Genomic DNA, 24662 nt, shown 5'->3' with positions numbered 1-24662 from the left:
TCAATAGTACAATTTATTTCAAACCAAAATCTATATTTTTGGATAAATAATAGCTTTTTAACAAGAAATAATAGTTATTATTTATTTTTTTAATATAAAACCTCTACAATTATGCACATGACCAAAAAACTGGCTATTGTTCCTTTTCTACTGCTTGTGTTAGTAACTGTCCTGAGCTTATTCATGGGCCACAATCCTGTCGAGAGCCCCACCGATCCCGCCATTAATACCGGCGACACGGCCTGGCTGCTCACCTCAGCTGCATTTGTATTGATCATGACACCGGGCCTGGCGTTCTTTTACGGAGGCATGGTTAAAAAGAAAAATGTGATCTCCACAATGTTACAAAGTTTTATTTGTATGGCCATCGTGTCGATCCTTTGGGTGGTATTCGGATTCGGTCTGGCTTTTGGGGACGATATCGGAGGTTTTATCGGTAACCCTTCCACTTTCATGTTTATGAATGGGGTGCTGGATGGTAAGCCCTGGTCGTTGGCACCTACCGTGCCACTGGCCGTATTTGCTTTCTTCCAGCTGAAGTTCGCGATCATCACGCCGGCCCTGGTAACAGGTGCTTTCTCTGAGCGCGTTCGTTTCACTTCTTATATCCTGTTTATTTGTTTGTTCTTTATATTCATCTACGCACCGCTGGCTCACATGACCTGGCATCCGGAAGGATTTTTATTCAACCTGGGTGTACTTGATTTCGCGGGTGGAACGGTGGTTCACATGAGCGCCGGGGTAGCCGCTTTAGCGAGTGCCATCTATTTAAGAAAAAGAACCGACCAGGAAATGAAGCCTGCGCGTATCACTTATGTATTATTAGGTACGGGTCTGCTGTGGTTTGGCTGGTTTGGTTTCAACGGCGGTTCTGCCATGGGCGCTAATAACCTGGCAGCTATTGCGCTGGCCACAACAGCAGTAGCTTCAGGTGCTGCAGCTTTTGCATGGATCATCTTTGACGCATTGAGAGGTAAAAAACCTTCTGCTATGGGAACCAGCATTGGTGCTGTAGTAGGTCTGGTAGCGATCACTCCGGCTGCTGGTTTTGTAAGCCTGGCACACGCATTAGTGATTGGTGTAGTAGCGGCGATCGTGAGCAACCTGATGGTAGAATGGAGAACCCGCACCAGCATTGATGATACACTGGATGTATTCCCTTGTCACGGTGTAGGTGGTCTCGTAGGTATGATCCTTACAGGGGTGTTTGCAAGTCCTGGTATCAACTCGGCTGTTGCAGATAAAGGCCTGTTCTTTGGTGAGACCAAGCTGTTCACTACCCACTTGCTGGTGGCGATCGGTGTATTGGTAGCGGTATTTATTATGACAATGATCATCTTAAAAATTACCGATCTGATCACGCCTTTACGAGTGAGCGAAGAAGAAGAAGCGGAAGGTCTTGATATGAGCCAATTAGGCGAAAGCTTATAATAACTGAACTGATCTATAGAAAGTGCAAGCCGTATTCCGGTTTGCACTTTTTTATTGAATTTCTTAGGCCCGATCACTGATCCACCCCGTAGCGGAATGTCGCTATATCATGAAGCCCTGCATGCCGGAGATCGTTTCCCGCACCGCAACCCGCATGTAATTTGAATCCTGGCTTTCGATTTATTTTTATATTTTTCAGAAAATTTGATGCTAATGAAGAAATGGCTCTCCGCCTTTTGTATTGCTGCCTGTTGTACGCAGCTGCAAGCCCAGGTAACCTATCCCGTCAACGGTATCTCAGACGAACGAACTAAATATTATGCTTTCACCAACGCCACGATCGTTAAGGACGCGGGTACGCAGCTTGATAATGCTACCCTGGTGATCAAAGACGGTAAAATCGTTTCGGTCGGAAAAGCCTCCGTTCCTGAGGGTGCCGTAGTGATCGATTGTAAAGGGCAGATGATCTATCCTTCTTTTATCGACATCTACAGTGACTACGGGATCGCGGTACCGCAACGCAGCGGGGGAAGCAGTTCCTTCTTCGGTCCGCAACAGTTGTCCACCAATACGAAAGGGCCTTTCAACTGGAACCAGGCCATTAAAAGTGAAGTGAACGGGTATGAATTATTCTCAACCGATACGAAAAAAGCGGAAAGCTTGCGGGCACAAGGGTTTGGCGCCGTGGTAACCCACCAGAAAGACGGGATCGCGCGCGGCACCGGTGTGGCAGTGGTCTTGTCTGACGACAAAGAAAATCTCAACATCATCAGGGACAAGGCAGCCTCTTTTTACTCTTTCAGCAAAGGCACTTCCACGCAATCTTATCCTACCTCTATGATGGGCAGCGTGGCCTTGTTGCGACAGACCTTCCTTGATGCGGATTGGTATGCCGCAAATAAACCCGCTAAAGAAGGGATCAACAAATCGCTGGAAGCATGGAATAATAACCGCGCACTTCCGCAGGTGTTTGAGGCCGGCGACAAGTGGAGCGACATCAGGGCCGATAAGATCGGTGATGAATTCGGTGTACAATACATTATTAAAGGCGGCGACAATGAATACCAGCGGATCAGGGAAATAGCAGGGACAAAAGCGGCGTATATTCTTTCGCTGGACTTCCCGGAAGCCCAGCAAATTGAGGATCCGATGGATGCACGCTTTGTATCAGTATCGGATATGGCACATTGGGAGCTGGCTCCGGGCAACGCTGCCGCCTTCGAAAAAGCGAAGATCCCTTTTGCCCTGACCACTGCCGACCTGAAGGACGTTAAGACCTTCTGGCCCTCTCTGCGCAAAGCGATCAGCTATGGCCTGAGCAAAAAAACGGCACTGGCTGCACTGACTGCGACACCGGCATCCTTGTTAAAGATCGACGACAAAGTGGGCTCGATCGAAGCAGGGAAGATCGCGAATTTCCTGATCACTACAGGTGATATTTTTGACGAGAAGACCAGTATCGTTGAAAACTGGGTGAACGGCGAGCGCTATGATGTGAAAGCCAAAGCGAGCAGGGAACAGGCTGGTCAATATAAACTAACCATTACCGGCGCATCAGGCGTTTCTGAATATACGCTCGATGTAAAAAGCAATAGCCAGGCGCAACTGATCTCAAAGGATACTTTAACCACGAAGTTTAAATCGGATGGTACGCTGGTGTCGATCAATTTCTCCCTGAAACCTGCTGCCAAAGCGGCTTCCGGCAAGAAGGATTCCACGTTTAGCGCAACCCAGGCCGGATCCTTGTACCGCTTAAGCGGGGTGGATTACGGCAAGAGCTGGCAGGGCGTAGGCGCTGATAATAACGGTCAGCCGGTGACCTGGGTAGCCAACTACGTTAAAGAGACCGTGTCAAAAAAAGATACGGCCGCTTCAAAGTATAGCAAGCCACAGGCTATCGTGAGTTACCCTTTTTCTCCCTACGGGAATGAAGAGATGCCGAAACAGGAAACGATTCTTATCAGGAACGCCACCGTTTGGACCAATGAAAAAGAGGGCAGGCTGGCGAATACGGACGTACTGTTGAAAGGAGGGAAGATCGCGCAGATCGGGCAAAATATCAGCGCCGCAGGAGCAAGGGTGATTGATGGCAGCGGAAAGTATGTAACGCCGGGCATTATCGATGAACACTCACACATTGCGGCCTTCTCCATTAACGAAGGCGCTCAATCCGTCACTTCTGAAGTGCGCGTTGGCGACAACCTAAACCCGGATGACGTCAATATCTACCGGCAGTTGAGCGGCGGCGTAACGACCTCGCATATCCTGCATGGCTCGGCCAATACGATCGGCGGTCAGACCCAGCTCATCAAACTAAGATGGGGCGCGGATGACGAAGGATTGAAGTTTAAGGGAGCCGATCCTTTTATCAAATTTGCCCTTGGGGAAAACGTGAAAAGAACGGCGCAGCCACAGGGAAATATCCGCTACCCCGATACCCGCATGGGTGTGCAGTCGATCCTGGCAGATGCCTTTCAAAGAGCGAAGGACTACCAGGCGAAAATAAAAAGCGGTGATAAAACCGTTCGCAGGGATCTGGAGCTGGATGCATTGGTAGAGATCCTGAATGATCAACGCTTCATCACCTGCCACAGTTATATTCAAAGCGAGATATTAGCGTTGCTGACTACGGCCGATGAATACGGATTTAAGGTGAATACGCTGACACATATACTGGAAGGATACAAAGTGGCGCCGGAGATCAAAAAGCACGGATCCCATGTCTCCACTTTCTCGGACTGGTGGGCCTACAAAACGGAAGTGCAGGATGCTATTCCTTACAATGCGGCGCTGATGCACCGGATGGGCTTAAATGTTTGTATCAACAGCGACGACGCTGAAATGGCGCGCCGTCTGAACCAGGAAGCCGCTAAGGTCATTAAGTATGGTGGCGTCAGCGAAGAAGACGCTTTTAAAATGGTGACCCTCAATCCCGCAAAAGCATTACATATCGAAGATAAGGTGGGAAGTCTCAAAGTAGGGAAGGACGCCGATGTGGTGTTGTGGGACGCAAATCCACTGAGTATCTATGCGAAGGCGCTGTATACAATTGTGGACGGTACGGTTTACTTTGACCGGGACAAAGACCTGGAAAAAAGAAAGCTGATCAGCACAGAACGCAATCGGCTGGTGCAAAAAATGCTGGCCGCCTCTAAATCCGGTGCGCCTACCGTGCCCGCCAAACCTACGGCCCAGGTGATACTGCACTGCGAAGACAACGAGCAGCACACCGGAATTCTTGAAATCGATTCTTACGAGGATAAATTATAAGCTATGCTAAAGAACATTCTTTCTATTATACTTTTCTCTGTCAGTGCGGGTGTTTTTGCGCAGGATGATGTGTATCCCGCGCCACCGCAAACCGGCAGTATCCTGATTAAAAATGGCACGATCCACACCGCAGCGGGCCCGGTAATCAACAACGGTTCCGTGCTCATCAAAGACGGGAAGATCGCGCAGGTTGGTTCCGATATTGCAGCCGCTGATGCGACTGTTATCGATGCGACCGGTAAAAATGTGTATCCCGGATTGATTCTGCCCAATACCGACCTGGGGCTTTCCGAAATCGGCAGCGGCGTTCGTGGTAGTAATGACTATTTTGAGTTAGGGAACTACAATCCATCGGTACGATCAGCGGTAGCCTACAACACGGATTCTAAGATCATCAATACCCTGAGGGCGAACGGCATTTTGCTGGCTTGTGTGGTGCCGCAAGGGCGCTTGCTGACCGGTACGTCTTCTGTAGTCCAGCTGGACGCCTGGACCTGGCAGGATGCTGTTTACAAAGCGGATAACGGGATGCACCTCAACATGCCGATGCTGATGCGCTCGCCTCGTCGCTCTGGTAGTTCCGACGCCGAAAGCGATCCCATCAAAAACGGGATTGAAACCGTTGAGGAAGTGGAGTCTTTTTTCAAACAAGCTCAGGCTTACCTGAAGTCCAGCAGGAAAGAGGCGATTAATCTGAAGTTCGAAGCCCTGCGTCCACTGTTTGAGAAAACGCAAAAACTATTTGTGCATGCCGATATTGCCCGGCAGATATTAGTGGCGGTCGACTTTGCGAAGAAGTTTGATATCAATGTAGTGTTGGTGGGTGGTGCGGACAGCTACCTGGTGGCTGATCTGTTAAAGCAGAATAATATTCCGGTCATCCTCGATGCCCTGCACAGCCTGCCGATCATGCAGGACGACGATATTGACCAGCCATTTAAAACACCTGCTATGCTTCAGAAAGCGGGGGTGTTATTCGCGATCAACGACAATTCAGATAATGCGCGATACCGCAACATGGATTTCAATGCGGGCACAGCAGCGGCTTACGGGCTTACTAAAGAGCAGGCACTGGCAGCCATTACCATCAATCCCGCGCGAATACTCGGCATTGACCAGCAAACCGGTTCTATCGAGGCTGGTAAAGATGCTAATATTGTTATCTGTGAAGGCGATATCCTTGATATGTCTTCCAGCATTGTTACCGATGCCTTGATACAAGGCCGCAGGGTGAACCTCGATAACAAGCAAACTCAGTTGTATGAGCGGTACAAGCACCGGTATGGATTGAATTAATTTTTCGCTACGAATGCACGAATGATGCGTCTGACCCCGTCGGTACCGGCGCGGGCGGGCCTGCCCAAATGGTACAGGCGGGGTGTCCCCGGCCTGACGAGATAAAGATCCGAGGATACCCTCGAACAGCGAAGCATTGCCACGAATACACCGATGATTACGGATTATTAAAGTCCTCAATGCTGTCTGACAATCCCCCTGTCTTTTGACTTTAATCAATATCTTTTCTCTGGAAGCAAATAAAGTTAAACAAATGTTTGATTAAATTAAACAAGTGTTTAATTTTGTGGTCGCAATGACAAAAAAGGAATACATATTAGAGAAAGCGGAAGCGCTGTTTGCAGAAAAGGGATTTGATGCAACATCGGTTCGGGATATCGCCAAAGCGGCGCATATCAACATAGCAATGATCTCCTATTATTTCGGTTCGAAAGACAAGCTAATGGAGGAGCTCTTCAAGATGCGCATGAACGTAGGGCTGGCCTATATCAAGGACATCGCTGAAGATTCGTCGCTATCCGTCGTGGAAATGATCGAAAAGGCCTTATCCGGCTATATCGACCGGGTGAAGTCGAACACTAAATTTTATTATGTGATCCTGGCTGAGCAGGCCACTAATAAAAACAAAAGTGTCATGCGGTTCTTACACAAGTCTAAAGAGACTTATGCCACATTTTTCAAGGAATTGCTGGAGAAAGGAAAAAAATCCGGTGCGATAACCTCTGACGTAGACCCGCTGTTTTTTATGACTACCATCACAGGTACGATCATGCACGCACTGCTCAATAAGGAATTATATGCGCGCTATTCCGGATCCAAATCAGCCAAGGACATGACTGATGATATGTATTTCGAAAAGGTAAAAGATCATCTTAAACTCATTACCAAAAACATTTTAGGATATGAATCAAAAAATTAAAACCTGGGCTTTTGCCGCTGCGCTGTTGGTGGCGCATTTGGGAGCAACGGCTCAGGATGCAAAACAGTTGAGCCTGCAAGAGGCGCTGGAGCTGGGCATTGCTAACAGCAAGAACCTTAAAATCGACGATGCCAAAATTGTAGAAGCGGCGGCGGCGATCGATGAAGCGAAAAATAAGCAGTTACCCGATCTGAAGGTCAGCGGTAGCTACCTGAGACTGACCAATGCGAATGTCAATTTAAGAACGGCTTCAGAAGCGGGTGCGCCGCAAAGCGCCGCTCCTAAGGTAAACCAGGCGGCTTACGGAATGGCTAATTTTTCATTGCCTTTATTTGCGGGCGGAAGAATTAAATACGGTATTGAGTCGGCCAGGTATCTCCTGGAAGCGGCGAAACTGAACGCGGGAAGTGATAAGAATGCCGTGGCTTATAATATCACCCAGGCCTATGTGAATTTATTCAAGGCGTCGCAAATGGTGGGCGTGATCAAAGAAAACCTTGCGGTTTCGCAAAAGCGGGATTCCGACTTTCTGAACATGGAAAATAATGGCATCATTGCGCGGAACGACCGCCTGAAAGCACAACTGCAAACCTCAGATACCGAATTGCAGTTGCTCGAGGCTGAGAATAATTTCAATATCGCTAATGTGAATATGAACCTGCTGTTGGGATTGCCTGAAAACACGGTAGTCCGGGTAGATTCTTCCTTTATCGATCAGCAGGTGGATGCCAGGACCTTCAATGAATACGAGCAGCTGGCCCTGCAACATCGCCAGGATATACAAGCGATCGAATACCAGCAAAAGGCAGCCGTGTTAGGCACTAAAGCTGCAAAAGCTGAAAACTGGCCCACTCTGGCCCTCACCGGAGGTTATGTTGCCGCAGACATTCCTAAGCTTTTGACAGTCACTAACGCCGTGAATGCGGGGATCGGGATTCAATATAACCTGGCAAACCTATGGAAAAGCAACGCAGTATTAAAACAGTCCAGGGCACGTGAAACGCAGCTGGCTGCGTCTCAGGCGCTGCTCACAGATGATATCAGGTTAAGTGTGAATGAAGACTATCAGCGCGCTTTTGTTGCCAAAAGAAAAATTGAGGTGTATGAGAAGGCATTGGCGCAGGCTGCCGAAAATTATCGCATCACTAAAAACAAATTTGACAACAGCCTGGTGACCATTACAGATCTGCTGGATGCCAACGTGGCATTGTTGTCCACAAGGATCAATGTGCTGAACGCACGGGCAGATGCGGCCCTGGCCTACAGGAAGTTATTGCAGACCACCGGAACGCTTTATCAATAAAAAACACTTTACTCGTTAAGCTATAAATAATAAGACAATCATGGAAACAAAAGAACCCGTTTCAGAACAACCCCAAACAACGAAGAAAAAGAAAAGCCCCGTATTTTATATCATACTGATCGTTATGATCGTGCTGGGCGGTTATTTCGGGGTGACCCGATACATTCATAGCAAGCATCATGAAGAAACGGATGATGCACAAATCGAAGCCAACCTGAGCCCGGTCATTTCAAAGATCTCTGGTTATATAAGTGAGGTGCGTGTGAAAGACAACCAGTTTGTGCATAAGGGCGATACCTTATTGGTATTGGACAAACGCGACCTGACAATGGCGCTAGAACAAGCAGAAGCGGCGCTGGGTACAGCTAAAAGCAACCTGGTGTCTTCACAGGCCAGCACTGCGGCTACCAATAAAAATATTGGAACTGCTGCAGCGGCAGTTGCGACGGCTAACGCCCAGATAGAAGCTGCTAAGGTGAACGTATGGCGTACAGGTGAAGACCTGACGCGGTATGAAAACCTGATCAAGGATCATTCGATCACGCAGCAACAATACGAGCAGGCGCTCGCTGCGAAACAATCCGCAGACAAACAATTGCAGGTACTGATCGCTCAGAGAAACCAGGCAGCGGCACAGACGGATGTAGTGAAAGGCCAGGTGAATGCGAGTTCAGAGCAGGCATCTATCGCACGGTCCAGTATCCGCCAGCGCGAAGTAGAAGTAGAGAACGCAAAACTGAATTTAGGATATACGGTGATCACGGCTGCTGAAAGTGGCGTGGTATCGAAGGTGCCGGTGCAGGTGGGTCAGTTTATCCAGGCGGGTGCCCAGTTGTTCAGCATCGTATTGAATGATGACAAGTGGGTGATCGCCAATTTTAAAGAGACTCAGGTGTCTAAAATGGTAGAAGGTCAAAAGGTATCGGTGAGCGTGGACGCTTTTCCTAAGAAGGAATTTGATGCAGTGCTGACCTCGTTTTCTCCCGCAACCGGCGCGCGTTTCGCTTTATTGCCTCCGGATAATGCCAGCGGCAACTTCGTGAAAGTGGTACAGCGGTTACCCGTTAAAATAGAATTCACTGACAAGAAGGACTCTTTACTGTCCAGGCTGAGACCCGGTATGAACGTGGTAGTAGATGTGCACGTGAATTAATTCGATAGGCCACGGTCTGTCATCGATGGACCGTGGTCACTAATAGCTAAAGAAATGGAAGATCAAAATTCATTGGTAGAATATGGCTTTCGCCGCTTCATTGTGACGCTCACGGCGATCGTCTGCGCCCTGCTGGAGATTGTGGATACCACCATCGTCAACGTAGCGCTGAATGATATGAAGGGGAATATGGGCGCCACCCTGTCGGAAGTAGGTTGGGTGATCACAGCTTATGCAATAGGCAACGTGATCGTCGTGCCTATGACGAGCTGGCTATCACAACAATTTGGAAGAAGAAACTATTTCGCGTTCTCCATTGCCCTGTTCACAGTCTGTTCCTTTTTGTGTGGTAATGCCACCGGCATCTGGGAACTGGTAGCATTCCGGTTCCTGCAAGGTGTTGGTGGCGGTGCCTTGCTCGTAACCTCGCAGACGATTATTACAGAATCTTATCCCGCCGAAAAACGTGGTATGGCCCAGGCGATTTATGGACTCGGTGTCATTGTAGGACCCACTTTAGGCCCACCCCTCGGAGGATATATCGTCGACAATTTCAGCTGGCCTTATATCTTCTATATCAATATCCCGTTAGGTATCATAGCGGTATTGCTGACCCTGCAATTTATACGCAGTCCTAAATATGCTGAAAAGAAAAAGTCCAGCGAGATCGACTGGTTAGGCATCTTTTTACTGGCGCTGACCGTAGGTTCTTTACAATTTATCCTTGAGCGCGGACATGAAGAAGACTGGTTTCAAAGCACAATGATCGTGGTATTTACGGCCCTGGCGGTTTTCGGACTCTTTTTCTTTATCTGGCGGGAGCTTACTTATAAGAACCCGATCGTGGAACTGAGAGTGCTTAAAAATGGCAACCTGCGGATCGGTACGGTGATGTCCTTTATCCTCGGCTTTGGCTTGTACGGATCGACCTTCATCATTCCGCTGTATACGCAGAGTTTGCTTGGCTGGACGGCGTATCAATCGGGAATGCTGATGATACCAGCTTCACTTACAACGGCGTTTATGATGCCTATTGTGGGAAGACTGATATCAAAAGGCATACCTCAGCAATACATGGTGGCCGCCGGACTCTTGCTGTTTTTCGTGTACAGTTTCTGGGGGTATAAGATCATTACACCGGATACGGGACAGGACAATTTCTTCTGGATGCTGATCGTAAGGGGTATTGGATTGAGCTTATTGTTTATCCCGATTACAACCATGGCGCTTTCAACATTGAAAGGACAGCAGATCGGCCAGGGAGCCGCGTTTACAGGGATGATGCGACAGCTCGGGGGATCGTTTGGCGTGGCGGCGATCACTACTTTTATCAGCAACCGGAATGGATTGTATCGGAATGACCTGATCTCCAACCTGAATGTCAACGACCTGGATGTACAACAAAGGGTGCTGGGCATGCAACAAAACTTTATCGGGAAAGGCATGTCGCCTGACGTGGCACTGAATTCAGCGTATAAAGCGCTTGATTTCACGGTCACCAAACAGGCAACGGTGTTATCTTATATGGATGTGTTTTTATACCTCGGTGTTTTGTTTCTTATCTGTATACCATTTATTCTGATGGTAAGGAACAGGAAAAAGAAAGAGCCCGTGGATATGAGCGCGGCCATGCATTAATGTTTGTTTTATTGTTTATTAAGAAGAGGCTGTCGGTAGACATCTCAAACTAGTATAGAGAAATAAGGAAGTGGCGTAACGGTCAAAGTGATGGATCCTTATTTCCCCGGGGGTGAGAAAGATACTTTGACAGCCTCTTTTTTACAGGGAAGGTGGCACATGTTCCGGGATATTGACGTAGCTCTGGCTTTGTATAGAAGCCTGATATGTTGCGGATCTGCGTTAGGCTTCAGTTAACGATATACACGAGCGTCGTTTTCGTATATTAAAAGTTGAGCAACTTTGTTATATTAGCATATGTACAAAGCTATTCTCCTGATGATGATCGTTACTGGTTTGATCGGGTGTATCTCTTATCGGAAAAGGCCTGCGCGCTTGTTCCGCGAAGTGATCGAAAATAACAAGACTTTTGACGCTGCGATCGTTCCAGGTGTGCCATTCAATAACGATCGCTGGGATTCTATCATGAAAGGCCGCGTTTTGTGGGCCAACTTCCTTTACCAAAAAGGAATTATCAGGAACATCATCTTTTCGGGAGGCGCGGTGTATTCTCCGTACTATGAGGCCAGGATCATGGGGTTATATGCTAAGGAACTGGGGGTTCCTGATTCTAATATATTTTATGAAACCCAGGCAGAACACAGCACCGAAAATATTTATTACTCTTACGAGCTGGCCCGCAAAGAAGGGTTCAAGACCATTGCGCTGGTGACGGATCCGTTTCAATCTTCTCTAACCCAAAGATTCACAAGGCGCAGATTTGCTACGCCTATTCAGCATATTCCGTTTATGGTAGATACGTTGAAAAAGATCACCAGCCAGGAGTGGAATATTAATCCGGCGTCAGCATTTAAAGAAGATTTTCGTTCTATCGTCGAGCGTGAAGGCCGGTTCAGAAGGTTCCGCGGCACGCTCGGTGCTTTTATTCCCTGGGAGAATGCCAAGGGGGGTAAAGCGCCAGCACTGTAAGTACTGTTTAAAAAGTGTATCTCGCGGTAAAGCGCCAACCTGAGTTTCTTTTAAATACGCCATTCAGCCGCGTTTCTGGCTCTTCGCCACTAATAAGGTACAAGCGATCCAGGCCCTTACCTGTTCTCCAGTCTGAAAAGTTCCAGCCGGCGTGTATTGAAAAATTTTGAGTGAAGTGAAAACCGGCATCTGCGTTAAGATTGGCACCCGTTCCATTCGCCCAATGCCGGAAGCTAACCGGATGCCGGAACTCTTCTATCAGGTTCCAGTTGGCCCTGGCTCTGTATTGGAAAAAATAATAAGAGATTGCGCCATTCAAACTTATTCTAAACGGGCTCATCCATCCTCCGGTTAGAAGCAAGCCAGGGCCTCTCCATTTAGCCTTGTAGGTGGTTCTTAACTTAGGATTTTCATCATCCAGCAAATAGAACCGTTCTTCTGTTTTAATATAACCCACTCCAGACTTGATCTCAAAACATTTGTGCTTGAACACGCGATAAGAAGCAGCGGTTTGTATTGTAAAGACATGGCCCTCGTTACTATTGAGGTGTAATTGGACCGAGGGCGCTTTCCTATTGTCTTCTGAATAATCATAGTCAGTGGCATTTCCCTCATAGGTCGACAGCCTTTTATAACTCGCTTCGATCGTTAACCTGTCAAATAGATTATATCTTCCATTTACATAAAAGCCTTTGGCCCGGATTTTATTGAATATAACCTCCGATAAAATATTAGGATTAGTGCCGTCCGGATTGCCTGCGATGGACCAGTTAAAGTCCTCCAGGCGGTTCTCGTAGCCTGCGCTAAAACTTAAATTTTCCTTTACCGGATTGAGCCATTGAGCGGTGGCTGATAAGCTGCACCCGATAAACCACAAAAGGATTAAAGTATTTTTCATTTCAGTTCGATGTTCTGGTAAAAATAAGTATTCGTATTAAAACAAATATACATTGACGCGGCGGATGTTCCATTTTTATCCAGGATGGGTGCGGGCCATAAAGATTAGAGAGGTAATAGACGATCGAGCCGGCCTGGTACAGGTTTGGTCTGACCCCGTCCGTACCGGCTCGGGCGGTCGTCCTGCTCTGACACGTATGCATATCTCATCCTTTTGCTCTGTATAAGCCGCTTAGCGTGCATTCGATCTAAAGGCATTCGAGGCATAGATTCATCAGGTTCTGGCCCATTCAAATCGTAGCTTATTAATCCATTGAATGAAAAAAAGCCGCCTGGGCCACAACACTTCGTTCAGGAAAATCTTACATCATATTAGTGAAACATCACATTTTTTAAGGAAGGGTCTTGGTCTAATTTCGACTCGCGATAAAAGGCTTGCCATATGAGTGTAAAAATATATTACGAAGACTTTGTTATTGGAGATACCCGGAAAACCACCGGCCGCACCATTACTGATGCAGACATTGTATTACATGCAGGACAATCGGGTGACTTCTATCCCCATCATATGGATGAAGAATGGTGCAAAACACAGCCATTCAAAAGCCGTATTGCGCACGGTACACTGATCTTCAGCATTGGTGTAGGATTATGTGCCGGTGTCATCAACGAAGTGGCCATGACCTATGGATACGAAAGGCTACGTTTTACAAAGCCTGTTTACATCAACGATACGGTCAAGGCACGCGTCACCATCAAAGACAAAAAAGATCATAAAAAACCAGCCTACGGAATAGTAAGCGAATTAGTAGAAGTGTTGAATCAAAGAGATGAGGTCGTGATGGTGTGCGAGCACTTGTTATTAGTTCAAAAAAAAACTGCTGATGTCTGATATTATTTTAAAAGGAATAACCTGGAATCATAGCCGCGGGATCACGCCATTACTCGCCGCTGCTCAACGATACAACGAACTGCATCCCGGCGTCGAAATACAATGGCATAAACGGAGCCTGCAACAGTTTGCCGATTACCCCATTGAAAAGCTGACAGAATCATATGATCTGTTGATCATTGATCATCCCTGGGTAGGCACTGCCGCTGCAACGCGTTGTGTGTTGCCGCTTGATGAATATTTGCCGGAAGCTTATCTTACCGATCAGCTCAACAACAGTGTAGGCACGTCTCATACCAGCTATAATTATGATAACCATCAGTGGGCCTTGGCCATTGATGCGGCCACACCCGCGGCCAGTTACCGGAAAGACCTGCTGGACGCGGCTAAGGTAGGCGTGCCGCAGACCTGGCAAGATCTCATCGGGCTTGCAAAGGCAGGTCGCGTCGCCGTTCCGGCTATTCCCATCGATCTGCTGATGAACTTTTATACTTTTTGCATCGTTCATGGCGCTCAACCGTTTGACAACACTACCGAAGTGATCAACGAAACGGTGGGCACTGCAGCGCTTCAGACCATGAAGGAATTATATGCATCCGTGGACCGGTCCATGTTTGAGAAAAATCCAATCGCCGTGGCAGAGGAAATGAGTAACAGTGATGATTACTGGTATTGTCCGTTTGCTTACGGATATACCAACTATTCCCGGCACGGTTATGCCAGGAATATCCTGACCTATGCCGATGTAGTCAGCTATAATGGTCAGCGATTAAAAACGACGATTGGAGGCACTGGCCTCGCTGTATCTGCGTTCTCCAAACATAAAACAGAAGCGGTGGATTTTGCCGCAATGGTTTGCGGTCCCGCGTTCCAGGCAAACGGTTACACTTATAATGAAGGGCAGCCCGGTCATCTGCAGGCCTGGAAAAATGAACTGAATAATCAACTGACCCATAACTTTTTCCATAACGTATTGCCGGCGATGGAAAACGGCTTCCAACGGCCGCGCTACCACGGCTATTTGCATTTCCAGGATGAGGCCGGAACGTACGTACAGGAATATTTATCAGGCAAACAGAACAGCGAGCGCCTGGTATTGCAGAAGCTCAACGAGATCTATCGCGAATCACTTGAAAAATCTACCAAAAGTTTAGCCTGATGTTTTTGCCATTAAAAGGTTTAATAGTACTTGAGTTCAGCCAGTATCTTTCAGGGCCTTCCGCCGGGTTGAGATTGGCCGATCTGGGGGCGCGTGTGATCAAGATAGAGCGTCCTGGCGGCGGCGATCCCTGCAGGAAACTGGCGGTAAAGAATTTGTGGATCGGTGACGATGCCTTAAATTTTCATGCTATCAACCGGGGTAAAGAAAGTTTCACCGCAGATCTCAAAGATCCCGCTGATCTGGCAATGGTCAGAAAGCTGATTGAAAAAGCCGATATCCTTACTCATAATTTCAGGCCCGGTGTGATGGAAAAGATCGGTCTTTCTTACCAGGATGTGAAGTCGATCAATGAGCGCATGATCTATACCGAAATCACCGGCTATGGCACCAAGGGGCCGTGGAGAAACAAGCCCGGACAGGATTTGCTGGTTCAGTCCCTTTCCGGACTCACATATACTACCGGTGATGATGGCGATGGGCCGATGCCTTTCGGATTGTCTATCATCGACAGCATTTGCGGTATCCATGCGGTGCAAGGCATATTAGCCGCCCTGATCAGACGCCAGAAAACCGGAAAAGGAGCGTGCTTAGAGCTAAGCTTGTTAGAATCAGCCGTTCATTTTCAGTTTGAACTTTTCACTACCCATTACCACAGCGGGCGCGGGATCAAACGAAGCAAAGTGAGCAACGGCAATCCCTTGCTGGGCGCGCCATACGGGATTTATAAAACGAAAGACGGATATATAGCACTGGCTATGATGAGCCTGCCCTCATTACAGGAAGCGTTGGAAAGCTCCGAACTGGGCCAATACACAGCGGGCGATGTATTTGAAAAGCGGGATGAAATTAAGGCAATCATAGCCGCACAGTTAGCAGGAAATTCAACCGGGTACTGGCTGAAACGCCTGCTGGTACTGGGCTTGTGGGCCTCCGATGTAAACAATTGGCATGCGTTGATCCAGACCGACTTGTATAAAAGCCTGGACATGCAAAATAAAATTATTATGGGAGGCGGACAGGATTACTTCACTACCCGTTGTCCCATCAGGATCGATGGCCAACGCCTTAGCTCCAGCCGGCCTGCTCCGCAGTTAGGGGAGCATACCGGGAATATCAAACATGAATTTTCATTAAGTAGCAGCCAATGAAATTACTGCAGGATATATTAGTAGTTGACTTCAGCCAGTTCCTTTCCGGTCCGTCGGCCTCATTATGCCTGGCGGATTTTGGCGCGGAAGTCGTAAAGATCGAAAAACCGGGCACCGGCGACATCTGCCGCGAATTGTATGTGTCTGACGTCGTTATTGACGGTGAATCTTCGATCTTTCACGCAATCAACCGGAACAAAAAAAGCTATACAGCAGATCTTAAAAATGCGGAAGATGCCGCCAAGATCAGGAAACTGATCGGGCAGGCAGACGTCGTCATGCACAATTTCCGTCCGGGCGTGATGGAGCGCCTGGGCTTTGATTATGAAAGTGTCAAAAAGCTGAATCCTTCGGCAGTGTATGCACAGATCAGCGGATACGGCGAAGAGGGGCACTGGAAACACTTACCCGGGCAGGATTTGTTATTGCAATCCATATCCGGCCTTGCCTGGCTGAACAACAGCAGCCACGCCAAGCCTACGCCGATGGGCGTATCGGTAGTGGATATGCTGGCCGGTGCCCACCTGGCGCAGGGTATCTTATCACTCCTGTATCGCCGGGGTGTCACGGGTGAAGGGGGGTGCGTACAGGTGAGTATGTTAGAAAGTGCGCTCGACTTCCAGTTTGAGGTGCTCACCTGCTATTTCAACGACGGCGGACAACTGCCGCAGCGAAGTGCGGTCAATAGCGGTCATGCTTATGTGGCGGCGCCATATGGTATTTATAGAACAAAGGACGATTACATCACCATTGCAATGGCGGATATCGTGCAGCTGGGTGGTTGGATCGGTTGTGAAGAACTGACCCGGTATACGGATCTAAAAGACTGGTTTGATAAAAGGGATGAAATAAAATCAATCCTGGCACGCCACCTTCTGAACCATACAACGTCCTATTGGTTAGCATTACTCGAGCCCTTAGGTGTATGGTGCTCCAGGGTGCTCGATTACCAGCAGCTGACGCAGGAAGAAGGGTACGAGGCGCTGGACATGGAGGTGATCGTCAGAACCAGCAATGGTATTGCTGTTAAAACAACAAGATCGCCGGTAAGAGTGGATGGCGCGGTGCTGACCAGCGATCAGGGTGCCCCCGGTTTGGGAGAACATAACGATGCTATTGAAAAAAAATTTAACATGGCTGTCAAGACGAAAATGATCGGCATTAAATAGACGCTTTCTCTTTAATTTGCTTTGATAACTGATTAAATGATTGTTAAGCTCATATGATCATCGATACACATGTACATATCTGGAATTTGCAACGATCGGCTTACGATTGGTTGAACGGCGCTCCCGGGCTGCTTCGAAAAGATTATGCGCTAGCTGATCTGGAAGCACCGCGCAAGACCACAGCTGTGGATGCGGGGATCCTGGTTCAGGCAGATAACACACTGGAAGATACCGCACTGATGCTGGAAGCAGCGAATGAATATCCCTGGATCAAAGGAGTCGTGGGCTGGCTGCCGCTCATGGAGCCGCAGCGGGTGGAAACGTTATTGCGAACCTTTGTAGCTGAAGAACCTTATTTTAAAGGTGTTCGTCATTTGATCCACAATGAGCCTGACGCCGAATGGTTGCTGCAGCCTGCTGTTGTCGAGAGCTTAGGTCTACTCGCGCGCCATGGTTTGCCGTTCGACCTGGTCGGCATTTCTGTCGCGCATATCAGGACCGCGCTTCGGGTAGCCGAACTGGTACCGGGACTGAAAATGGTATTTGACCATATGAACCAACCGCCTATCAGCTCGGGCGAACAGTTTGGTGAATGGGGTACCCTGATGAAGACGGCTGCTGAACATCCGAATTTTTATGTCAAAATATCCGGCTTGGGTACCACCGCCGGCAAAGATATTTTTTCCGCAGCCACCATCAGGCCCTATGTTGGTTTTGCGTTGGATCATTTTGGGACAGCCCGCTGTTTTTGCGGTGGTGACTGGCCCGTTTCTTTATTAGGCATCGATTACGCAGCCACCTGGGAGGTCTATCAGCAAGTGATCACTGAGCTGGTACCTGCCGATGCAAGCCAACGGATATTCGCCGGCAACGCCGTGTCGTTTTATAATTTGAATGTATAATCCTGTTCCGGGCATATTGCCCCGAACAGACCATAATCCGAATACACATGCAATTGTTTTGGGGTATTTTTTTTCATGGAGTAGGTGCCTCTTCCGCCGCACTTTGTTATACGCCGGAGAAAAAGGTCAAGGGCTGGAGCTGGCAAACTTACTGGCTGGCCCAGGCTTCCGTATGCTGGTTACTGCTTCCCCTGGTTGTAGCTGTTATTACCATCCCTTCGTTGGGGCAGGTACTGGCAGAGGCTCCGGCATCCGCCATGCGCAATGCTTTTCTGCTGGGAATGGCTTACGGCATTGGTGGCACCGCTTTTGGCATGGCTATCCGTTATATCGGCTTTTCCCTGACCTATGCGATCTCCGTGGGTATCTCTTGCGTACTGGGGACACTCGTTCCCCCGATGATCAATGGGACGTTAGGCGATGCATTGAGCGGCCACGGCGGACAATGGATCCTCACAGGGGTTTTATTGGGAGCGGCGGGCATCGCTTTTTGTGGCTGGGCCGGACGTTTAAAAGAAAAGGATGCGGCTCAGGGCCAGACAGGTTTCTCTTTTAAAAAAGGACTACCGCTTTGCCTGTTAGCCGGCGTCCTGTCTGCATTTTATGGCTTTGCCATCAATGCAGGAAAACCTATTTCTGATATTGCAGCTCAATACGGAGCGGGTAACTTCCAGGTGAATGTCGTATATATTTTTTCCAATACAGGCGCCTTTGTCACGACGCTCGTCTATACGTTATGGGTTCATATAAAAAACCGGACGTTCTCAGAATACAGAACAGCGGCGCATCATCCGTTAGGAACCAATTACCTGATGGCATTGATCACGGGGGTTCTCTGGTATGGCCAGTTCTTCTTTTATGGATTGGGTCATGTAAGATTGGGTAAGTATGAATTTTCCAGCTGGGCGATACATATGATCTTGTTAGTATTTTTCAGTTCTTTGGTAGGATTGGCTTTGAAAGAGTGGAAAAACACCAGGAAGATCACGCGCCGCGCGCTGGCATTTGCGCTCATTATCCTGTTAACAGCGGTATTAGTATTGACCTATGGTAACTATTTAGGAGGAGCCTGATATGATAAAAGACAATCCCGGCATACCGATATGTATCATTGGCGCTGGCGGCATCGTTGCCAACGCACATCTGCCCGCGTATCAATTAGCGGGATTTCCCGTGACAGGCATCCTCGATCGTGACAAGGAAAAGGCGATGGCCCTGGCCAAACCATTCGGCATTGATCGGGTATATGAAAGTGTAGAAGAAATGGTAGCAGACAAGGGAACGGAAGTGATTTATGATGTCGCGCTGCCTGCTTCGGAGATCATCCCTGTACTGAAGCTGTTACCGGAAAAGGCCACAGTACTGATTCAGAAGCCTTATGGCGAAAGCCTGGAAGAAGCAAAAGCCATTCATGAGCTGGCTCATGGTAAACATATGATCGCCGGTGTAAATTTCCAGATGCGTTTTGCCCCCTTCATCACGGAAGCAAGAAAGATGATTGCGGCCGGCAAACTGGGCACAGTAACCGACCTGGAAGTATATGTAAACGTACATACCCCCTGGAATCTCTGGGATTTCCTCTTCACCAAAGAACGAATGGAGATCCTTTATCATAGCATCCACTATATAGACCTGGCGCGCTCGTTCTTTGGCAATCCCCAAAAAATATATGCCCGCACCTTTAAACATCCGGAAGCGGCACAGCTGGCTTCTGCGCGATCCAATATTATTATGGATTATGGCGACTGGCTAAGGGCTACGATCCATACTAACCATAATCATCAGTATGGGTATCAAAACCAGGAGTCTTATGTAAAGATTGAAGGGACGGCCGGCGCCATCAAGATCAGGTTTGGAGCGCTGATCGATTATCCGCATGGTGTGCCCGATGTCTTCGAATACATCCTTCTTGAAGAAGATAAGGAATGGAAGACCCGGGCAATCGAAGGGACCTGGTTTCCCCACGCCTTCATGGGCACCATGCACCAGATGCAGCTGGCCAAAGCCGGCATCATACCACAACCGGAAAATAGTATTGACGATGCGTTGATGACCATGGCCTGTGTAGAAGCAGCCTATGTCAGCAATCAAAAAGGGGGGATATTAATTGATGATTTTTTATAGCAATAAAAACGTATCGACGATGGTACGTGTCGTGAGTCTGTTCTTCTTTTTCCTGATAGCCCACAGATCTTTTGGATCAACGGCCCGTGAAGTGATCCTGATAAATGAGTTAGCCCATCAACCGCGTGCCGTATACGGCGCTAATGTGTTACAAACAAAGCTCGAGCAGTCAGGATATAAGGTGGCACTGACAAGCAAAAGGAAAGCCCGGCCCGACAACCTGACCATCGTGATCAAAAGTGCCTTTAACCCGCAGCTCCATAAAGAGGGCTTTACCATTCAAGGAGACCACAACACGATAGGCATCACCGGTGCTGATCCTTCAGGTGTTTTATATGGCTGCCTGGAATTGGCAGATCAGCTCGCTGAAACGAAAACTTTACCTACGCAGTTAAACCTGACCGACGCACCGGAGATGGTGCTGCGCGGCGCCTGTATCGGATTACAAAAGCCCTATTACCTGCCTGGCAGAACCGTATACGAATATCCGTATACTGAAGAAACTTTTCCATGGTTTTATGACAAGAAGCTGTGGCTCCAGGTATTAGATTCCATGGCCGCCAACCGGATGAACTCCCTGTATTTGTGGAACGGTCATCCTTTCGCATCGCTGGTAAAACTGAAGGACTACCCGTACGCCGTAGAAGTGGATGATGAGACGTTCAAAAAGAATGAAGATATCTATCGCTTCCTGACCACTGAGGCCGACAAGCGTGGTATCTGGGTCATCCAGATGTTTTATAATATTATTGTATCAAAACCTTTTGCTGAAAAGCATGGCCTGAAAACGCAGGAGCGTGAGCGCCCTATCATTCCGGTAATCGCAGATTACACCCAAAAATCTATTACCGAATTCGTAAGAAAATATCCCAACGTGGGTTTGCTCGTTTGTTTGGGAGAAGCCATGGAAGGCGTAGGTAATGATGATATTCAATGGTTCACCCAAACGATCATTCCCGGCGTCCGCAATGGTATGAAAGCCGCCGGACTGACCGCAGAACCACCGATCGTACTGCGCGCACACGATACCGACGCGCCCGCCGTAATGAAAGCAGCGCTGCCGTCGTATAAAAATTTATACACGATGGCCAAGTTCAATGGCGAAGCGCTCACCTATCAAACCCCGCGAGGCAAATGGGCGGAGCTGCATCAGACCTTAAGCAAGCAGGGTAATGTGCATATTGAAAACGTTCATATCCTCGCCAACCTCGAACCGTTCCGTTATGGTTCGCCCAGGTTCATCCAGGAAAGTGTTATCGGTATGCATGAGGTGCTGGGTGGAAACGGACTGCATTTATATCCACAGGCTTCCTACTGGGATTGGCCTTATGCAGCGGACAGTGTTAAAGGGAAGAGACTGCTGCAAATCGAAAGAGATTGGCTGTGGTACAAGGCCTGGAGCCGCTACGCCTGGAAAGCAGAAAGGAAACGCGCTGAGGAGGTAGCCTATTGGAGCCACAGCCTGGCCGGTCAGTTTGGTATATCGCCGGACGAGGGACAGCAGATCCTCCGTGCATATGAAGAAACAGGGGAGATCGCTCCGAAATTATTGAGACGCTTCGGGATTACCGATGGCAACCGGCAGACACTGAACCTGGGCATGCTCATGACCCAGTTGATCAACCCGTATCGGTATGGGCTGTTCACCCTGTTATACGAAGCTGAGAGCCCAGAAGGGGAATCCCTTGCCGAATATGCAGAAAAAGAATGGAATGGTAAGCAGCACGTCGGCGAAACGCCGGTTCAGGTCATCCATGATGTGAGGCAACATAGTGATGCCGCCGTGAAGGCGATCGAAAAAATTAAAGATCCTTCAAAAAACCAGGCAGAGTTGGCACGCATTAAAAATGATGTGTATAGCTATCGCGCTTTGGCCTATCACTATGCATCAAAGGCAGAAGCGGCATTGCTGGTATTGCGTTATAAATATTCCAATGATCTCAATGACCTTGAAAACGCTTTGCCCTTGCTGCAACAAAGTGTGGATTGGTACCGGAAACTGGAAGCTCTGACCAGGGGCAGTTATTTGTATGCGAATAGCATGCAGACCGGCGCGAGAAAGATTCCGATGTCCGGCGCCGGCGGGAAGTACAAGGACTGGACAGCGCTGTTGCCGGTGTTCACCAGCGAACTGAAGGTTTTTCAAAGCAGGTTAGATTCGCTGCGCAATATTAAGCCAGGCGCAGTGGCGAAGGTGGAACCTCTGAAGAATGCGGTCGTTACCTTCACGAATCAGCCTGCGTTTTACGTTGTCGATAGTTTATCTCATCCTTTTGCCGACACTGCCGTAAGCATGAAAGCGTTCGCGCCGGAGTTAAGAGGCTTACGCGGTCTGCAAACTTCCTTTAAAGACCAGGTGCAGCAAGGAACTACGATCACCTTTAGCAATAAGAAGAGCGTCAAGGTACTGGTCGGATTTTTTAAGCCCCAGAAAGCGGCGTTCAGCTTTGATACCACTTACCTCAAACAACCGGAGTTAGAAACCAATGCCACGGCCAACGATTATGGACAGGCTGATACGCGGATCGCCAATGCCATGATCCTGCCTGGTTTGCCGCAACTTCACGTGCATAGCTACGAATTTAAGCCAGGCACCAACACCTTGAAGCTAGCCAGGGGAGCAGCTGTGATCCTCGGGTTTATTGACGCAGATGCGCCGCTCAAAGTGTATGATGCCGGGCTGTATGAGAGCGGCAACCGGAAGCAGGTGGATTGGTTATTTGAGTAACGCCCGGCCTTTTTTGATAAGAATGAATTGCGTATGCCCGACGCAGGTCATTAGAGAACAGATTGAAAAATAGCATCGACATGCCCTCTAAATTTAAACGAATGCAAAAGCTAATTCCCGTTTTAATGTTATTGTTGTTTATTGCCGGTACCAGCCGGGCACAACAATATTATGATGTTACCCGCTACGGCGCGAAAAAAGACAGCAGCGCCAAGGCAACACTTGCGATCCGTAAAGCGATCGATGCCGCTGTCAAAGCGGGCGGAGGTACTGTTTATTTCCCGGCGGGAAAATATCTTACAGGGCCTATTCATTTGAAAAGTAATATCACCATCTTCATAGACGCCGGTGCAGAACTGCATTTCAGCGATGACTTTGATGATTATTTGCCCATGGTCGAAAGTCGTTATGAAGGCGTTGACGTAACCAGCTTCTCACCTTTGTTCTACGCTTATAAAGCCGAAAATATTGCCATCATTGGAAGAGGGATCATAGATGGTCATGGGAAAAAATGGTGGGATTTTGTAGAAGGATATAAAAAGGATCAACCCCGAAGTAAGTGGCAGCAGCTGTTCGACGAAAAAAATAAAAACATCTTGCTGCCTGATGATCCGAAACAAATGCAACGCGGTTTTCTAAGACCGCCTTTTATTCAGCCAATGTATTGCAAGAATGTCCTGATACAAGGGATCACCATTCGCAATTCGCCTTTCTGGACCGTCAATCCTGAATTCTGTGACAATGTAACCATTCATGCCGTAACGATTATCAATCCTCAAAGACTGGCTCCCAATACCGATGGCATTAACCCCGAGAGCTGTAGCAATGTCCGCATCAGTGACTGTTTTATCAGCGTCGGTGATGATTGCATCACCATCAAATCCGGGAAAGACCAGCCAGGAAGATCGAAAGCGCGGCCCGCAGAAAACTATACCATTACTAATTGTACCATGCTGAGCGGTCATGGAGGGGTAGTGATTGGTAGTGAAATGAGCGGGGATGTCAAAAAGATCACCATCAGCAACTGTGTATTTGATGGTACCGACAGAGGGATCCGTCTGAAGACCGTTCGCGGCCGTGGCGGTGTGGTGGAAGATATCCGGGTGGATAATATCGTGATGAAAAATATACGGGACCAGGCCATCGTTATGGATATGGAATATGCAAAGTCATCGCCGGAACCCGTTTCCGAGCGTACGCCGCAATTTCGGAATATCCGGTTAAGCAATATCACCGCCTACACCAATGAAGCTATGTATATCAACGGCATTGAAGAAATGCCTGTAAGCGAGATCAGTTTGCACGATGTCGTGTTTGAAGCACAACGCGGTATTACTATCAGGAATGCGAAAGACATACAGCTTCATCACGTGCGGGTAAACACCACCGTTGGAAGCGCTTTAAAGACCGATCATGTAGAACGGTTGCTCATTAATAGTCTTGAGACCGCAAAGCCCCTGGCAGATAAAGCGGTGATCGTTCTACATGATAATAAAGAAGTGCTGCTTCAAAATGCCTGGCCTTTCCAGGAAACGAAACGATACCTCGAAATTACCGGAGCTGGCACCAAACATATACTGCTAAAACAAAATACCTTCGAAGACGAGTTGATCTTGGTAGGTAAAGAAGTCGACACTAAAGAAATTAAACGCAAGTAAAAA

The 24662-nt window shown here is 48.2% G+C and carries 18 protein-coding genes; 17 read left to right on the top strand and 1 reads right to left on the bottom strand.

Annotated elements, in window-relative coordinates; genetic code table 11:
- Nucleotides 1–117: 117 nt before the first annotated feature.
- The 8 genes from ACU37H_RS01550 (at nt 118) to ACU37H_RS01515 (ending at nt 11979) form a co-directional block, all read left to right on the top strand.
- Complete coding sequence (locus ACU37H_RS01550; RefSeq protein WP_472702600.1) at nt 118–1431, top strand: ammonium transporter; 1314 nt, start codon at nt 118–120, stop codon at nt 1429–1431.
- A gap of 213 nt (nt 1432–1644) precedes the next feature.
- Complete coding sequence (locus ACU37H_RS01545; RefSeq protein ID WP_472702599.1) at nt 1645–4701, top strand: amidohydrolase family protein; 3057 nt, start codon at nt 1645–1647, stop codon at nt 4699–4701.
- Between the two features lie 3 nt (nt 4702–4704).
- Nucleotides 4705–5997 (top strand): amidohydrolase family protein, encoded by a 1293-nt coding sequence (locus tag ACU37H_RS01540; RefSeq protein WP_472702598.1) that lies wholly within the window; start codon nt 4705–4707, stop codon nt 5995–5997.
- Nucleotides 5998–6292: 295 nt separating this feature from the next.
- Nucleotides 6293–6916: a TetR/AcrR family transcriptional regulator gene (locus tag ACU37H_RS01535; RefSeq protein ID WP_472702597.1), complete on the top strand. Its 624-nt coding sequence runs from the start codon at nt 6293–6295 to the stop codon at nt 6914–6916.
- Nucleotides 6900–8219 carry a TolC family protein gene (locus ACU37H_RS01530; protein ID WP_472702596.1) on the top strand — a complete coding sequence of 440 codons (1320 nt, stop codon included), beginning with the start codon at nt 6900–6902 and terminating at the stop codon, nt 8217–8219. The genes ACU37H_RS01535 and ACU37H_RS01530 overlap by 17 nt, the downstream gene beginning before the upstream one ends.
- A gap of 40 nt (nt 8220–8259) precedes the next feature.
- The gene (locus tag ACU37H_RS01525) at nt 8260–9372 is read left to right on the top strand and encodes an HlyD family secretion protein (protein WP_472702595.1); all 1113 of its coding nucleotides are present in this window, start codon (nt 8260–8262) and stop codon (nt 9370–9372) included.
- Between the two features lie 54 nt (nt 9373–9426).
- Complete coding sequence (locus ACU37H_RS01520) at nt 9427–11010, top strand: DHA2 family efflux MFS transporter permease subunit (RefSeq protein ID WP_472702594.1); 1584 nt, start codon at nt 9427–9429, stop codon at nt 11008–11010.
- Nucleotides 11011–11307: 297 nt separating this feature from the next.
- Nucleotides 11308–11979: a YdcF family protein gene (locus ACU37H_RS01515; protein ID WP_472702593.1), complete on the top strand. Its 672-nt coding sequence runs from the start codon at nt 11308–11310 to the stop codon at nt 11977–11979.
- Nucleotides 11980–11986: 7 nt separating this feature from the next.
- On the opposite strand, the gene ACU37H_RS01510 is transcribed toward ACU37H_RS01515, so the two are convergent.
- Complete coding sequence (locus ACU37H_RS01510) at nt 11987–12877, bottom strand: hypothetical protein (RefSeq protein WP_472702592.1); 891 nt, start codon at nt 12875–12877, stop codon at nt 11987–11989.
- Between the two features lie 441 nt (nt 12878–13318).
- On the opposite strand from ACU37H_RS01510, the gene ACU37H_RS01505 reads away from it, so the two are divergent.
- From ACU37H_RS01505 to ACU37H_RS01465, 9 genes are all read left to right on the top strand, one after another.
- On the top strand, nt 13319–13768 hold the full coding sequence (locus ACU37H_RS01505) for a MaoC family dehydratase (RefSeq protein ID WP_472702591.1): 450 nt from the start codon (nt 13319–13321) through the stop codon (nt 13766–13768).
- Nucleotides 13761–14927 carry an ABC transporter substrate-binding protein gene (locus ACU37H_RS01500; protein WP_472702590.1) on the top strand — a complete coding sequence of 389 codons (1167 nt, stop codon included), beginning with the start codon at nt 13761–13763 and terminating at the stop codon, nt 14925–14927. The genes ACU37H_RS01505 and ACU37H_RS01500 overlap by 8 nt, the downstream gene beginning before the upstream one ends.
- Nucleotides 14927–16078, top strand: a complete 1152-nt coding sequence (locus ACU37H_RS01495; protein WP_472702589.1) for a CaiB/BaiF CoA transferase family protein — start codon at nt 14927–14929, stop codon at nt 16076–16078. The genes ACU37H_RS01500 and ACU37H_RS01495 overlap by 1 nt, the downstream gene beginning before the upstream one ends.
- A complete protein-coding gene (locus ACU37H_RS01490) occupies nt 16075–17247 on the top strand; it encodes a CaiB/BaiF CoA transferase family protein (protein ID WP_472702588.1) in 1173 nt (390 codons plus the stop codon). The genes ACU37H_RS01495 and ACU37H_RS01490 overlap by 4 nt, the downstream gene beginning before the upstream one ends.
- A gap of 53 nt (nt 17248–17300) precedes the next feature.
- Nucleotides 17301–18149 (top strand): amidohydrolase family protein, encoded by an 849-nt coding sequence (locus ACU37H_RS01485; protein ID WP_472702587.1) that lies wholly within the window; start codon nt 17301–17303, stop codon nt 18147–18149.
- A 47-nt stretch (nt 18150–18196) separates the two neighbouring features.
- Complete coding sequence (locus tag ACU37H_RS01480) at nt 18197–19222, top strand: L-rhamnose/proton symporter RhaT (RefSeq protein WP_472702586.1); 1026 nt, start codon at nt 18197–18199, stop codon at nt 19220–19222.
- A gap of 1 nt (nt 19223) precedes the next feature.
- Nucleotides 19224–20273, top strand: a complete 1050-nt coding sequence (locus ACU37H_RS01475) for a Gfo/Idh/MocA family protein (RefSeq protein WP_472702585.1) — start codon at nt 19224–19226, stop codon at nt 20271–20273.
- Between the two features lie 19 nt (nt 20274–20292).
- Complete coding sequence (locus ACU37H_RS01470; protein ID WP_472702584.1) at nt 20293–23001, top strand: alpha-d-galacturonidase; 2709 nt, start codon at nt 20293–20295, stop codon at nt 22999–23001.
- A gap of 101 nt (nt 23002–23102) precedes the next feature.
- Nucleotides 23103–24659 carry a glycoside hydrolase family 28 protein gene (locus ACU37H_RS01465; protein ID WP_472702583.1) on the top strand — a complete coding sequence of 519 codons (1557 nt, stop codon included), beginning with the start codon at nt 23103–23105 and terminating at the stop codon, nt 24657–24659.
- Nucleotides 24660–24662: the final 3 nt, after the last annotated feature.

Source organism: Niabella sp. ZPM-14 (assembly GCF_055693045.2).
Note: the sequence above shows the minus strand (reverse complement) of the source record. Positions and strands in the feature narration are given on the sequence as shown.